This is a genomic window from Streptomyces venezuelae (assembly GCF_008642295.1).
Taxonomy (GTDB): domain Bacteria; phylum Actinomycetota; class Actinomycetes; order Streptomycetales; family Streptomycetaceae; genus Streptomyces; species Streptomyces venezuelae_C.
Genome location: NZ_CP029190.1, coordinates 5,619,740 through 5,632,620 on the forward strand (window position 1 = coordinate 5,619,740; position 12,881 = coordinate 5,632,620).

At 73.2% G+C, this 12,881-nt stretch carries 9 protein-coding genes; 4 read left to right on the forward strand and 5 right to left on the reverse strand.

The features are described 5' to 3' along the window. Positions 1-55: 55 nt before the first annotated feature. Positions 56-2,362: an FdhF/YdeP family oxidoreductase gene (locus DEJ50_RS25295; protein ID WP_150210403.1), complete on the reverse strand. Its 2,307-nt coding sequence runs from the start codon at positions 2,360-2,362 to the stop codon at positions 56-58. Between the two features lie 124 nt (positions 2,363-2,486). On the opposite strand from DEJ50_RS25295, the gene polA reads away from it, so the two are divergent. Then, complete coding sequence (gene polA / locus DEJ50_RS25300; protein WP_150210404.1) at positions 2,487-5,222, forward strand: DNA polymerase I; 2,736 nt, start codon at positions 2,487-2,489, stop codon at positions 5,220-5,222. Positions 5,223-5,252: 30 nt separating this feature from the next. Here polA and DEJ50_RS25305 read toward each other — a convergent pair whose 3' ends face one another. Beyond that, on the reverse strand, positions 5,253-6,152 hold the full coding sequence (locus DEJ50_RS25305) for a DUF4184 family protein (protein ID WP_150210405.1): 900 nt from the start codon (positions 6,150-6,152) through the stop codon (positions 5,253-5,255). A 147-nt stretch (positions 6,153-6,299) separates the two neighbouring features. Between DEJ50_RS25305 and DEJ50_RS25310 the strand changes: the two genes are divergently transcribed. Beyond that, complete coding sequence (locus DEJ50_RS25310; RefSeq protein ID WP_150210406.1) at positions 6,300-7,508, forward strand: lytic transglycosylase domain-containing protein; 1,209 nt, start codon at positions 6,300-6,302, stop codon at positions 7,506-7,508. Positions 7,509-7,516: 8 nt separating this feature from the next. Here the strand turns inward: DEJ50_RS25310 and DEJ50_RS25315 are convergent, their stop codons facing one another. Beyond that, positions 7,517-7,768: a hypothetical protein gene (locus DEJ50_RS25315; RefSeq protein WP_150210407.1), complete on the reverse strand. Its 252-nt coding sequence runs from the start codon at positions 7,766-7,768 to the stop codon at positions 7,517-7,519. A gap of 397 nt (positions 7,769-8,165) precedes the next feature. Here DEJ50_RS25315 and DEJ50_RS25320 point away from each other — a divergent pair, with 397 nt between their 5' ends. Then, a complete protein-coding gene (locus DEJ50_RS25320) occupies positions 8,166-8,306 on the forward strand; it encodes an SPW_0924 family protein (RefSeq protein WP_150210408.1) in 141 nt (46 codons plus the stop codon). A gap of 12 nt (positions 8,307-8,318) precedes the next feature. Further along, positions 8,319-9,308 carry a DUF3068 domain-containing protein gene (locus DEJ50_RS25325; RefSeq protein WP_150210409.1) on the forward strand — a complete coding sequence of 330 codons (990 nt, stop codon included), beginning with the start codon at positions 8,319-8,321 and terminating at the stop codon, positions 9,306-9,308. On the opposite strand, the gene hrpB is transcribed toward DEJ50_RS25325, so the two are convergent. Together hrpB and DEJ50_RS25335 are read right to left on the reverse strand one after the other, a co-directional pair. Next, on the reverse strand, positions 9,295-11,859 hold the full coding sequence (gene hrpB, locus DEJ50_RS25330; RefSeq protein ID WP_150210410.1) for an ATP-dependent helicase HrpB: 2,565 nt from the start codon (positions 11,857-11,859) through the stop codon (positions 9,295-9,297). The genes DEJ50_RS25325 and hrpB overlap by 14 nt on opposite strands. A 7-nt stretch (positions 11,860-11,866) precedes the next feature. Continuing rightward, on the reverse strand, positions 11,867-12,715 hold the full coding sequence (locus DEJ50_RS25335; protein WP_190344682.1) for a class I SAM-dependent methyltransferase: 849 nt from the start codon (positions 12,713-12,715) through the stop codon (positions 11,867-11,869). Between the last annotated feature and the right edge of the window lie 166 nt (positions 12,716-12,881).

Consider the following 12,881-nt stretch of genomic DNA (forward strand, 5'->3'; position numbering starts at 1 on the left):
GGCCGTCTCCGTTTCTGGTTGCGTCAACGATCGTTAACGCAGTCTTCCTATCAGCCTACTGAGCGAGCGCTTGCTCGGGGGTGGGGTTGGTGGCAGCCGGTTCGAAGCGGACGATCACGGACTTGCTCGCCGGGGTGTTGCTGACGTCCGCCGTCGAGTCCAGCGGCACCAGCACATTGGTCTCCGGGTAGTACGCCGCCGCGCAGCCGCGGGCGGTCGGGTAGTGCACCACCCGGAAGCCGGGCGCCCGCCGCTCCACGCCGTCCTTCCACTCGCTCACCAGATCGGTGTACGCGCCGTCGGCGAGGCCGAGTTCGGCCGCGTCGGCCGGGTGGACGAGCACCACCCGGCGCCCGCCGGTGATGCCCCGGTAGCGGTCGTCGAGCCCGTAGATCGTGGTGTTGTACTGGTCGTGGCTGCGCAGGGTCTGGAGCAGCAGCCGGCCCTCGGGGACCTCGGGGTACTCGACGGGGGCGGCGGTGAAGTTCGCCTTGCCGGTCTTCGTCGGGAAGCGGCGCTCGTCGCGCGGGGCGTGCGGGAGGGTGAAACCGCCGGGGCGGGCGATCCGGGTGTTGAAGTCCTCGAAGCCCGGCACCACCCGGGAGATCCGCTCGCGGATGGCCGCGTAGTCCCGCTCGAACTCCTCCCAGGGGGTCCGGGAGGCGCTGCCGAGGACGGCCCGCGCCATCCGGGCGACGATGGCCGGCTCGGAGAGCAGGTGCGGGGAGGCGGGGGTGAGGTTGCCGCGGGAGGAGTGGACCATGCCCATGGAGTCCTCGACCGTGACGAACTGCTTGCCGGAGGCCTGTACGTCCTTGTCGGTGCGGCCCAGGGTGGGCAGGATCAGGGCGCGCCGGCCGGTGACCGCGTGGGAGCGGTTCAGCTTGGTGGACACGTGCACGGTCAGGGCGGCCCGGCGGATCGCCGCCTCGGTGACCTCGGTGTCGGGGGTGGCGCCGACGAAGTTGCCGCCCATGGCGAAGAGCACCTTGGCCTTGCCGTCACGGAGGGCCTGGATGGCGCGGACCACGTCGTAGCCGTGGTGCCGGGGCGAGGTGATGCCGAATTCGGCGTCCAGGGCGTCGAGGAAGGCGGGGGCGGGGCGTTCGAAGATGCCCATGGTGCGGTCGCCCTGGACGTTGGAGTGGCCGCGGACCGGGCAGACGCCGGCGCCGGGGCGGCCGATGTTGCCGCGGAGCAGCAGCAGGTTGACGACCTCGCGGATGGTGGCGACGGCGTGCTTGTGCTGGGTGAGGCCCATGGCCCAGCAGACGATGGTGCGCTTGGAGGCGAGGATCATGGCCAGGGCGCGTTCGATCTCGGGCCGGGTCAGGCCGGTGGCGGTGATGGTCTCGTCCCAGTCGGCGTCCTTGGCGGCGGCGGCGAACTCCTCGAACCCGTGGGTGTGGTCCCGGACGAACTCCTCGTCCACGGCCCCGTCGGCCTCGAGGACGAGCTTGTTCAGGAGGCGGAAGAGGGCCTGGTCGCCGCCGATGCGGATCTGCAGGGAGAGGTCGTTGAGCGCGGTTCCCTTGAGCATGCCCAGGGGGGTCTGCGGGTTCTTGAACCGCTCCATGCCGGCCTCGGGCAGCGGGTTCACCGAGATGATCTTCGCCCCGGCGGTCTTGGCCTGCTCCAGCGCGGACAGCATGCGCGGGTGGTTGGTGCCCGGGTTCTGCCCGGCGACGATGATCAGGTCGGCGCGGTGCAGGTCCTCCAGGGAGACGCTGCCCTTGCCGATGCCGATGGTCTCGGTGAGCGCGGAGCCCGAGGACTCGTGGCACATGTTGGAGCAGTCCGGCAGGTTGTTGGTGCCGAACTCGCGGGCGAAGAGCTGGAAGAGGAACGCGGCCTCGTTGCTGGTGCGGCCCGAGGTGTAGAAGAGGGCCTCGTCGGGGGAGCCGAGGGCGGTCAGCTCCTCCGCGATGATCTCGAAGGCCCGCTCCCAGGTGACCGCCTCGTACCGGTCGGCGCCCTCGGGCAGGTACATCGGCTGTGTGATCCGGCCCTGCTGGCCCAGCCAGTACCCGGACCGGGCCGCGAGGTCGGCCAGCGGGTGCGCGGCGAAGAAGTCCGGGGTGACCCGGCGGAGGGTGGCCTCCTCGGCGACCGCCTTGGCGCCGTTCTCGCAGAACTCCGCGGTGTGCCGCTTGTCCCCCTCGGGCCAGGCACAGCCGGGGCAGTCGAAGCCGTCCTTCTGGTTGACCTTGAGGAGGGTCTGCGCGGTCCGGCGCAGCCCCATCTGGGCCTGCGCGACCTTCAGGGTGTGGGCGATCGCGGGCAGGCCGGCGGCGGCGTGCTGGGGCGGCGCGACCTGCGGCGCGTCCTGTACCGGATCACCTGCGGGCGGCTTGGCGGCCATGTCGCTCCCCTTCGAGCTGCTGCGCGTACGTCTGCGCCGCGTACGTTTCCACCTCCGATCCTGTCACGGTCCGCCGACATCGCCGACGCCGGAATTGTCAGCGGGGCCGCCTAGGATCGGAGGCGTGGCAGAGACAGCATCGAAGAAGACCAGCCAGAAGATCGCCCCGACGACCGCGGCGGACCGTCCGCGCCTGATGCTCATGGACGGGCACTCCCTGGCGTACCGGGCGTTCTTCGCGCTGCCCGCGGAGAACTTCACCACCGCCGGCGGCCAGCCGACCAATGCCATCTACGGCTTCGCGTCGATGCTGGCGAACACGCTGCGCGACGAGGCGCCCACGCATTTCGCGGTGGCCTTCGACGTATCGCGCAAGACCTGGCGCTCGCAGGAGTTCCCCGAGTACAAGGCGAACCGCTCCAAGACCCCCGACGAGTTCAAGGGGCAGGTGGAGCTGATCGGCGAGCTGCTCGACGCGATGAGCGTGCCGCGGTTCGCGGTGGACGGCTTCGAGGCCGACGACGTGATCGCCACGCTGGCCACGCAGGCCGAGGCGCTCGGGTTCGAGGTGCTGATCGTCACCGGTGACCGGGACTCCTTCCAGCTGGTGTCCGAGCACACCACCGTGCTGTACCCGACCAAGGGCGTCTCCGAGCTCACCCGGTTCACCCCGGAGAAGGTCGAGGAGAAGTACGGGCTGACCCCGCAGCAGTATCCGGACTTCGCGGCGCTGCGCGGGGACCCGTCCGACAACCTGCCCGGCATCCCGGGCGTCGGCGAGAAGACCGCGGCGAAGTGGATCAACCAGTTCGGGTCCTTCGCCGAGCTGGTGGAGCGGGTGGAGGAGGTCAAGGGCAAGGCCGGGCAGAACCTCCGCGACCACCTGGAAGCGGTCAAGATGAACCGCGTCCTGACCGAGATGGTCAAGGACGTGGAGCTCGGCCGGACCCCCGCCGACCTGGAGCGGCTGCCGTACGACCGGACGGCCGTGACCGGGGTCCTGGACGTGCTGGAGATCCGCAACGCCTCGCTGCGCGAGCGGTTGCTGGCGGTGGACCCGGGCGCCGAGGAGGCGGCGGCCCCCGCCCCGGCCGCCGGGGTGGAGCTGGACGGGTCCGTGCTGTCCGCGGGCGAGCTGGCGCCCTGGCTGGAGGCGCATGCCGGCGGCCCGCTCGGGCTCTCCACGGTGGACAGCTGGATGCTGGGCGCCGGCAGCGTCGCCGAGGTCGCGCTGGCCGCCGCCGACGGCGCGGCCTGCTGGTTCCAGCCGGCCGAGCTGGACGAGGCCGACGAGCAGGCCTTCACCGGCTGGCTCGCCGACGCCTCCCGGCCGAAGGTGGTCCACAACGCGAAGAACCTGTGGCGCGTCCTCCCGGAACACGGCTGGACCGGCCTGGCCGGGGTCACCATGGACACCGCCCTCGCCGCCTACCTGGTCAAGCCGGGCCGCCGCTCCTTCGCCCTGGACGTGCTGTCGGTGGAATACCTGGGCCGCGAGCTCCAGCCGCCGGCCGCCGACGGCCAGCTGGCCTTCGGCGCGGACGAGACCGCCGAGGCCGAGGCCCTGATGGCGCAGGCCCGCGCCGTCCTCGACCTGGGCGAGGCCTTCACGGAGAAGCTGGAGGAGGTCGGCGCCACCGCCCTGCTCCACGACATGGAGCTGCCCACCTCCGAGCTGCTGGCCCGGATGGAGCGGAACGGCATCGCCGCCGACCGCGACCACCTGGAGGCCATGGAGCAGCAGTTCGCGGGCGCCGTGCAGCAGGCCGTGAAGGAAGCGCACGCCGCGGTGGGGCACGAGTTCAACCTCGGCTCGCCCAAGCAGCTCCAGGAGGTCTTCTTCGGCGAGCTGGACCTGCCCAAGACCAAGAAGACCAAGACCGGTTACACCACCGACGCGGATGCCCTGGCCTGGCTGGCCACCCAGACCGACCACGAACTTCCGGTGATCATGCTCCGGCACCGGGAGCAGGCCAAGCTGCGGGTCACCGTGGAGGGCCTGGTCAAGACGATCGCCGCGGACGGCCGGGTGCACACCACCTTCAGCCAGACCGTGGCCGCGACCGGACGCCTGTCCTCCACCGACCCCAACCTGCAGAACGTGCCGGTGCGCACCGACGAGGGCCGGGCCATCCGCCGCGGATTCGTCGTCGGCGAGGGCTTCGAGTCCCTGATGACCGCCGACTACAGCCAGATCGAGCTGCGCGTCATGGCCCACCTCTCCGAGGACGAGGGCCTGACCGAGGCCTTCCTCTCCGGGGAGGACCTGCACACCACCGTCGCCTCCCAGGTGTTCGGCGTGGAGCGGTCCGCGGTCGACGCCGAGATGCGCCGCAAGATCAAGGCGATGTCGTACGGCCTGGCGTACGGGCTGTCCGCCTTCGGCCTCGCGCAGCAGCTGAACATCGAGCCCGCCGAGGCGCGCGGTCTCATGGAGACCTTCTTCGAGCGGTTCGGCGGGGTCCGGGACTACCTCCAGCGCGTGGTCGACGAGGCCCGCGCCACCGGATACACGGCCACCGTCTTCGGCCGCCGCCGGTACCTGCCCGACCTCAACAGCGACAACCGGCAGCGCCGTGAGGCGGCCGAGCGGATGGCGCTGAACGCCCCCATCCAGGGCACCGCCGCCGACATCGTCAAGGTGGCGATGCTCCGCGTGGACAAGGCGCTGTCCGAGGCGGGGCTGAAGTCCCGGATGCTACTCCAGGTGCACGACGAAATCGTGCTGGAGATCGCTCCCGGCGAGCGGGCGCAGGTCGAGGAGCTGCTGCGCCGCGAGATGGCCGCCGCCGTCGACCTGCGCGCCCCGCTGGACGTCTCGGTGGGCGTCGGCGCGGACTGGGAGTCCGCCGCGCACTGACCCGGTGTACGGACGCCCGGGCGCCCGCTGCTACCGCCGGCCGGCGGGGGCGGGCGACCCGGGCGTCCGCGTACGGTCCTGGTCATGCTCCGGGTCCCGGTGCCGGTCATGGCCGGGGGGCCGGACGGCTCCGCGGTGGCGCAGCCGGAACAGGGCGGCGTACAGCACCAGCCCGGCCATCAGCCCGCTGCCGGCGCCGAAGCAGACGGTCGGGACGATGTCGAGCGGGGTGCGGATCCGGTCGAAGTACGTGTAGAAGCGCAGCACGCGGAAGGTCACCCCGACCGCCACGCACCCGGCCACCAGCGCGAACGCGGCCACCCGCTCGGCCCGGCCGAGCGCCGGCACCGATGCGGGGACCGGTCCGGCGGGCAGCCGGCGCAGCGCCGAGACCAGGAACCACAGCAGCGCGCCGGCCGCCAGCGCGGAACTGCCGTACTGCAGGTAGGTATAGAGGGGGAAGCCCCCGTAGTAGCCGGACAGCCAGGGCAGGGCGTTCGTCCCGTACCGGTCGAGGTGGGTGAAGGAATCCCAGCCCACATGCGTCAGCGAACCGGCCACCGCCGAGAGGTAGAACGCGCCGAGGAGCCGGGCCGGCGGCCGTCCGCCGGGCCAGTGCGCTCCGCGCAGCAGTGCGTACGTCCGCCCGCGCCAGGCGGCGGGCAGCAGGGCCACCAGCGGTTCGCGCAGCAGCAGCCAGCAGCCGACCAGCACGGCCGTGATCACCGCATCGACCGTCAGCACCCCGGGCAGGGAGTGGGTCGTGGAGCCGAACTCCATCGCCCCGGGGATCACACTCGCCGCGAAGTAGGTCATGTCGGGCGCAAACGACCCCATGACCAACGCCGAGGCCAGGAAGGGACCCCGGCCGTGTCCGCTCCGCCGGATTCCCGGCAGGACGGCGGCGGCGTGGCTGAGAGTGAACGGCATGGAACCTCATTTCCCCCTTGACGGACGCGCCCAGTATGCGGTCAGGTTCCCGACTCGTGGAAAAACGGTGAATGCGCAGGCCAGAACGTTTCTTCTGGCCTGCGCCTGACATAGGGTCACGCGAACGTCGAGGGGGAGGGGTTCGTCATGACCAGGACGGCTCGGTTCGGCCGGAGGCTGCGCAGGGGCGGGGTGGCCGCCGTGGCCGCCGCACTCGTGGGCGCCGTGCTGACGGCATCCCAGGCGACCGGCGGCGGCTCCGGCGGCCCCGGCGCGCCCGGTGGCCCCGGCCGGGCCGCCCAGGCGGCCCCGCCGCCGGCGCCCGCCGACGGCAACGGCGGCGACTCCGCCTACTTCACCGAACTCCCGCCGCTGGTCAGCCCCGAACCGCCGGCCGTGGTCCTGGACGACGCGCCGCCCGCGTCGGCCCCAGCCCCCACACCCGCGCCGAGCCCGGCCCCGACGGGCGGGCCGGGTGGCGGCGCGCCGCGGGCGCAACCGGTGGTCCTCACCGGGCTGGGGGAGGGGGCCAGGGGGATACCCGCCACCGTCCTCGCCGCCTACCGGAAGGCGGAGAAGACGGTCGCCACGACCGACCCCGGCTGCGGGCTGCGCTGGCAACTCCTCGCCGGCATCGGCAAGGTCGAGTCGGGCCAGGCCCGCGGCGGCCGGTTGGACAGCGCGGGCACCACCCTGACCCCGATCCTCGGCCCCGTCCTGAACGGCAACGGGTTCGCGAACATCAGCGACACCGACGGCGGGGCCTACGACGGCGACACCGTCCACGACCGGGCGGTCGGGCCGATGCAGTTCATCCCGTCCACCTGGGCGGCCTGGGGGCAGGACGCGGACGGCGACGGCCGCCGCAACCCCAACAACGTGTACGACGCGGCGCTGGCGGCCGGGCGCTATCTGTGCGCCGGCAGCCGTGATCTGCGGGTCGGCGCCGACCTGGACCGGGCGATCCTGTCCTACAACCGGTCGACGGAATACCTGCTGACGGTGAAGTCCTGGTTCGCGTACTACGACAAGGGCACCCACGAGGTCCCGGACACCCCGACCGGGCCCGCAAAGCCCAAGCCGACCCCCACCCCCAAGCCGAAGCCCACACCCACGCCGACCCCGACCCCGACCCCCAAGCCGACCCCCACCCCGAAGCCCAAGCCGACCCCGACTCCGACCCCGAAGCCCAAGCCGACCCCGACTCCGACCCCGAAGCCCAAGCCCACCCCGACTCCGACCCCGAAGCCCAAGCCCACCCCCACCCCGAAGCCCACGCCGACGTCCAGCCCCACCCCGACCCCGACGGTCGAGCCGACCCCGACCCCGACCCCTTCCTCCTCGGCGAAGCCGTAGCCCCGTCCTCAGTCACCCTGGCAGCGCTTGCTGTTGAGCGCGGTCTCGGCGCCCTTGTCGTAGCCCGCCTGCCAGTTCGGGTCCGGAGCCGCGAGGCCCTTCGGCGGGTTCTTCTCGCAGGTCTCCAGGGTGTCCTTGAGGCCCTGCTGGTATCCCGTCCGGTACTGCTCCCTGGCCGCGCCCTCCGTGTTCCCGTCAGGCTTCTGCGGGGGGTTCGGCTGCTTCGCGACGAAGGTGCAGGTAACCGCAGAGATGGTCATGACGAGAGACGAGCCTCGGTTCATCGTGGTCCTCCCATCCTCTCTCCACGGAGAGAGCGTGAAGCGGAGTGCGCAGTGTCCCCGTCCGCCGCGTCCGTACGATCCCTTCCCACGATCCCGCCGCCCGCCTCCGGTGTCGACCGGCGCCGGTTCCGTTCGACACCGCCCCCGGGCGGCAGAACGATGGAGACACCACGGGCCGCCCGCCACTCCGCAGGCCCGGGGACGGATCCGCGTACGCGCCGTGCGCGACGTGCCCCGCCCGCCGGGGAGGAAGTCTGCCGCCGCAGGTCGGGGGCCGGTTCACGTGATCCGGGGTCCAGACGGTTCTCATCTCACCCGCGCATTGCTACGGTGCCCCATCCCTGACGCCGTATCAGATTCCGGAGGCTCCGGCATGCGCGCACTCGTCGCCGCCGCCATCGGGCTGGCTGCCGCGCTGGCCATCGTCTTCGCCATCACGGCGGTGGGCGTGCCGGAGGGCAAGACCTCGCCCAGACCCCTGCTCACCACCGCGCCCACCGCGCCCGGAAAGTAGAGGAGGCCGACCGTGCGACGCCGAGCCAGCCTCGTGCTGCTTGCCTTCGCGGTGTTCTGCACCGCCCTCGCGCCGCTGCTGCGCTGGTACGCGTACCCGCGCCTGGCCAAGATCCCCCCGAGCCAGTACCAGGAGATCGTGCTGGAGGCGAAGGACGCGATCCTGCTCGACTACTTCGACGGCATGAAGCCCAAGAAGGTCGACAAGGTCACGGTCATCCAGACCCTCAAGGGCAATGTCGAAGCGTCCCGGGAGATCGAGGCCAGCGCCGGCAAGGACGTGGTCGTCTGGGACAGCCTGTCCCATGTGGTCGGTCCGGACGGGAAGATGGTCTCCCAGATCCCCGAGCGCTACATCTTCGACGCGCACACCCAGGACCCGGTGCACGCCACCGGCGAGATGGTCGACGGGGACGCGGTCAAGCGCGAGGGCATCGAGTTCAAGTTCCCCTTCTTCACCGAGCCGCGCGACTACCTCTACTTCGACGCGCAGACCCGCACCTCCGCGCCGATCCACTACGTGGGCCCGCGGAAGTTCCGCGGCATGGACGTCTACTACTTCGAGCAGACCGTGCCCTGGACCAAGGTGCCCATGCCCAAGAAGATGCCGATCGAGGGCATCGACCCGACGACCATCGAGGCGACCACCGGAACCACCCTCTGGTACACGGCCAAGCGGATGTTCTGGGTCGACCCGGTCACCGGGGCGCCCGTCAACGGTGAGCAGATCATGGACCAGGAGCTGCGCGGCGGGATCGCCGCCGGCGGTGAGGGCGGCAAGCTCACCGCGTTCTCCGGGCATGTGAAGATGCGCGAGGACTACGTCCGGCACACCGTGGACCTGGTCTCCGCCAACCGCATCAAGGTGCTGACGCTCCACACCTACGCACCGATCGGCCTCGGGGTCACCGGGCTCGGCCTGTTCGGCCTGGCCCTGTGGCTGGAGGCCCGCAGCCGCCGGGCCGCCGCGGCCGGCTCGGCCGCCCGCGCTACTCCCGCCTGAGCCGGGCGTTGGTGTGCCGGGTGGGCTCGGCCGTCGCCGGGTCCTCCGGCCACGGGTGCTTGGGGTAGCGCCCGCGCAGCTCGGCGCGCACCGCGCGGTAGCCGCCCTGCCAGAAGGAGGCCAGATCGGCGGTGACGGCCGCGGGCCGCCCGGCGGGCGACAGCAGGTGCACCAGCACCGGCACGCCGGGCCGGCCGCCCACCCGCGGGGTCTCCGCGAGCCCGAACAGCTCCTGGAGCTTCACCGCGAGCACGGGTTGCCCGACGGAGTAGTCCACCCGGATCCGGGACCCCGACGGGACCTCGATCCGCTCCGGAGCCAGCTCGTCCAGCCGGGCGGCCTCACCGGTGGCCCAGGGCAGCAGCCGGTTCAGGGCCTGCCCGGCGTCGATGCGGCCCAGGTCGGCGCGGCGCCGGGCCCGGGACAGCTCGGGCTCCAGCCAGTCGCCGGCCCGCGCGAGCAGGGCCTCGTCGGTGACGTCGGGCCAGTCGCCGCCGAGCGTCCGGTGCAGGAAGCCCAGCCGGGACCGCAGGCCCGCCCCGTCCTGGGTCCAGCGCAGCAGGCCGAGCCCCTCGGTGCGCAGGCCGTCGAGCAGCGCCTGCCGTACGAGGGCGGGGTCGGGGTCGCGCAGCGGCCGTACGGTCAGCTCGATCGCGCCCATCCGGCTCACCCGGCGGGCGACGAGGTCGCCGTCCTCCCAGTGCACCTCCTCGCCTTCGGACAGCAGATGCGCGGCGGCGGCCCGGGCGGTCCCCTCGTCGATCACGGCCGCGAGCCGTACGCGCGCGGAAGCGGAGTGCGCGCCGCGGTCGGCGACGGCGACCGCCAGCCAGGGCGCGCTGCGCAGCCGCGACCCGTCGGCGAGCTCGGCCCCGGTCCCGGAGGCCATGAGGAAGGCTCCCTCGCCCTTGGCTCTGGCGACGCGTTCGGGGAAGGCGAGGGCTGCGACCAGCCCGGCGGTGGCGTCGTCGGACAGGGAGTTGTCCCCCACAGAGGGGGTCCGGGGCGCAGCCCCGGTTTCGGGAAGGGGCGGGGTGGGGGAATGGCTCCGCGCAGCGGGGCCCGCCCCCGCAGCCCGGGCCAGCCGCTTCGCTTCCGCCCGCCACCGTGCCGCGTAGCCGTCGCCCCCGCGCCGCGCCGCCCGCCACGCGCCGGCCAGATCGTCCCCGTACTCCCGCGGCGGCTCCTCGCTCAGCAGGGCCACCACCTCCGCGGCGCCCGGCGGCCCGTCCAGCAGGGCGCGGGCCAGCCGCGGGTGCAGGCCGAGCCGGGCCATCCGTACGCCCCGGTCCGTGGCCTTGCCGGTGTCCGGGTCCACCGCGCCCACGGCCGCCAGGACCTCCCGGGCCGCGGCCATCGCCCCGGCGGGCGGTTCGTCCAGCAGCTCCAGCGGCATGTCCAGGCTGCCCCAGCAGGCCTTCTGCAGGGCGAAGCCGGTCAGGTCGGCGATCCGGATTTCCGGGGCGGGGAACGCGGGCAGCCGGTCGTGCTCGGCCTCCGCCCAGCAGCGGTAGACCGTGCCCGGCCCTTCCCGGCCGGCCCGGCCCGCCCGCTGCCGCGCCGCCGCGCGGGACGCCCGTACGGTGGCCAGCGCGCCCAGGCCGCGTGCGTGGTCCATCCGCGGCTCGCGGGCCAGACCGGAGTCCACCACCACCCGGACCCCCGGCACCGTGAGGGAGGACTCCGCGACCGCGGTCGCCAGGATCACCCGGCGCCGTCCGGTGCCGCCCGCCAGGACGGCGTCCTGCACGGCGGCCGGGGCGCGTCCGTGGATCTGGAGGACCTCCGCGTCCACGGCGGCCAGCTGTCCGGCGACCCGGGCGATCTCCCCGACCCCGGGGAGGAAGGCCAGCACATCGCCGGAACGTTCCGCCAGTGCCCGCCGCACCACCGCGGCCACCTGCGCGAGCTGGGCCGGGTCGACCCGCATCCCGTGCGGCGGCCGGACCGGGCGGGCCGGCGGGGCCCACACCACCTCCACCGGATGCGCCACCCCGGCCGCCTCCACCACCGGAGCCTCGCCGAGCAGCCGGGACCAGCCGGCCGCGTCGGTGGTCGCGGAGGCCGCGACCAGCCACAGCTCCGGCCGCAGGACGGCCCGTACGTCCAGCAGGAAGGCCGCGGCGGTGTCCGCGTCCAGATGCCGCTCGTGGCACTCGTCCAGGACCACCACGTCGACGTCCGATAGCTCGGTGTCCCGCTGCAGCCGTTGGAGCAGCACCCCGGTGGTCACCACCTCCACCGCGCAGTCCGGACCCACCACCCGTTCGCCGCGCACCGTGAAGCCCACCGACCCGCCGACCCGCTCGCCCAGCAGCCAGGCCATCCGCCGGGCCGCCGCGCGGGCCGCGATCCGCCTCGGCTCGGCGACGATCACCCGGCGGCGCGGCCCGCCGCCCACCAGCCCGGCCAGCACCAGCGGCACCAGGGTGGTCTTGCCGGTGCCGGGCGGGGCGCACAGCACCGCGGAGCCGTGCGCGCCGAGCGCCGCCAGCAGGGCGGGGACGGCCTCGCGTACGGGCAGCGCCTCCAGGGCGGCGGAACGGATCACGCGGGCCTCAGTCCCTCTCGCACACGAAGATCGCGGTGCCCGGGATCAGGTGGCCGCGCAGCGGGGACCAGCCGCCCCACTCCTGGCTGTTCCAGGCCGGCCACTCCGGCTCCACCAGGTCGACCAGCCGGAAGCCGCCCGCGACCACGTCCCGGACGCGGTCGCCGATCGTCCGGTGGTGCTCCACGTACACCGCGTGGCCCGTCTCGTCCTGCTCGACGTACGGGGTCCGGTCGAAATAGGAGGCGGAGACGGACAGGCCCTCGGGGCCGGGTTCGTCGGGGAAGGCCCAGCGGATGGGGTGGGTGACGGAGAAGACCCAGCGCCCGCCGGGCCGGAGCACCCGGTGCACCTCGCGCATCACGTTCACCGGATCGGCGACGAAGGGGATCGCGCCGTACGCCGAGACCGCCAGGTCGAAGGAGCCGTCCCGGAACGGCAGGGCTGCGGCGTCCGCCTCGACCAGAGGCAGGTTCCCGCCGATCCGCAGGGCGTGCTGGAGCTGGCGGTGCGAGAGGTCCAGGGCGACCGGGCGGGCGCCGCGGGCGGCCAGCCAGCGGGCGCACTGGGCCGCGCCGGCGCCGATCTCCAGGACGTCCTTGCCCGCGAGCTCCGAGGCCGGGCCCAGCAGTGCGGCATCGGCCTCGTCCAGGCCCTCCGGCCCCCAGACGAAGCGGTCGTCGCCGAGGAACGCTCCGTGCTCGCTCTGGTACTCGTCGGCGTTGCGGTCCCACCAGCCGCGGCTGGCCCGGCTGCTCTCCGCTTCCCCCGCGTCACGGCGCGTGGCCTCGGCGTCCTCCGGCGCGTCGTACACGCCCTCCGGGACGTCTTCGGGGGCGTAGTCCTCTTGGTTCATGGGGCCCATCGTCGTAGTCTGCGGAAAAGCTTTCGGACGGGCTGAGACGGTCGCCCGCCCACGAGTTGTGCCGGGTATGCGGCTATCCGCCCCGGGTGGGCGCCTTCGCGCATTGACCCTGTCCGGCTGCCCCCGTATGCTACAAGTTGCGCTGCGAGCCTGTGCT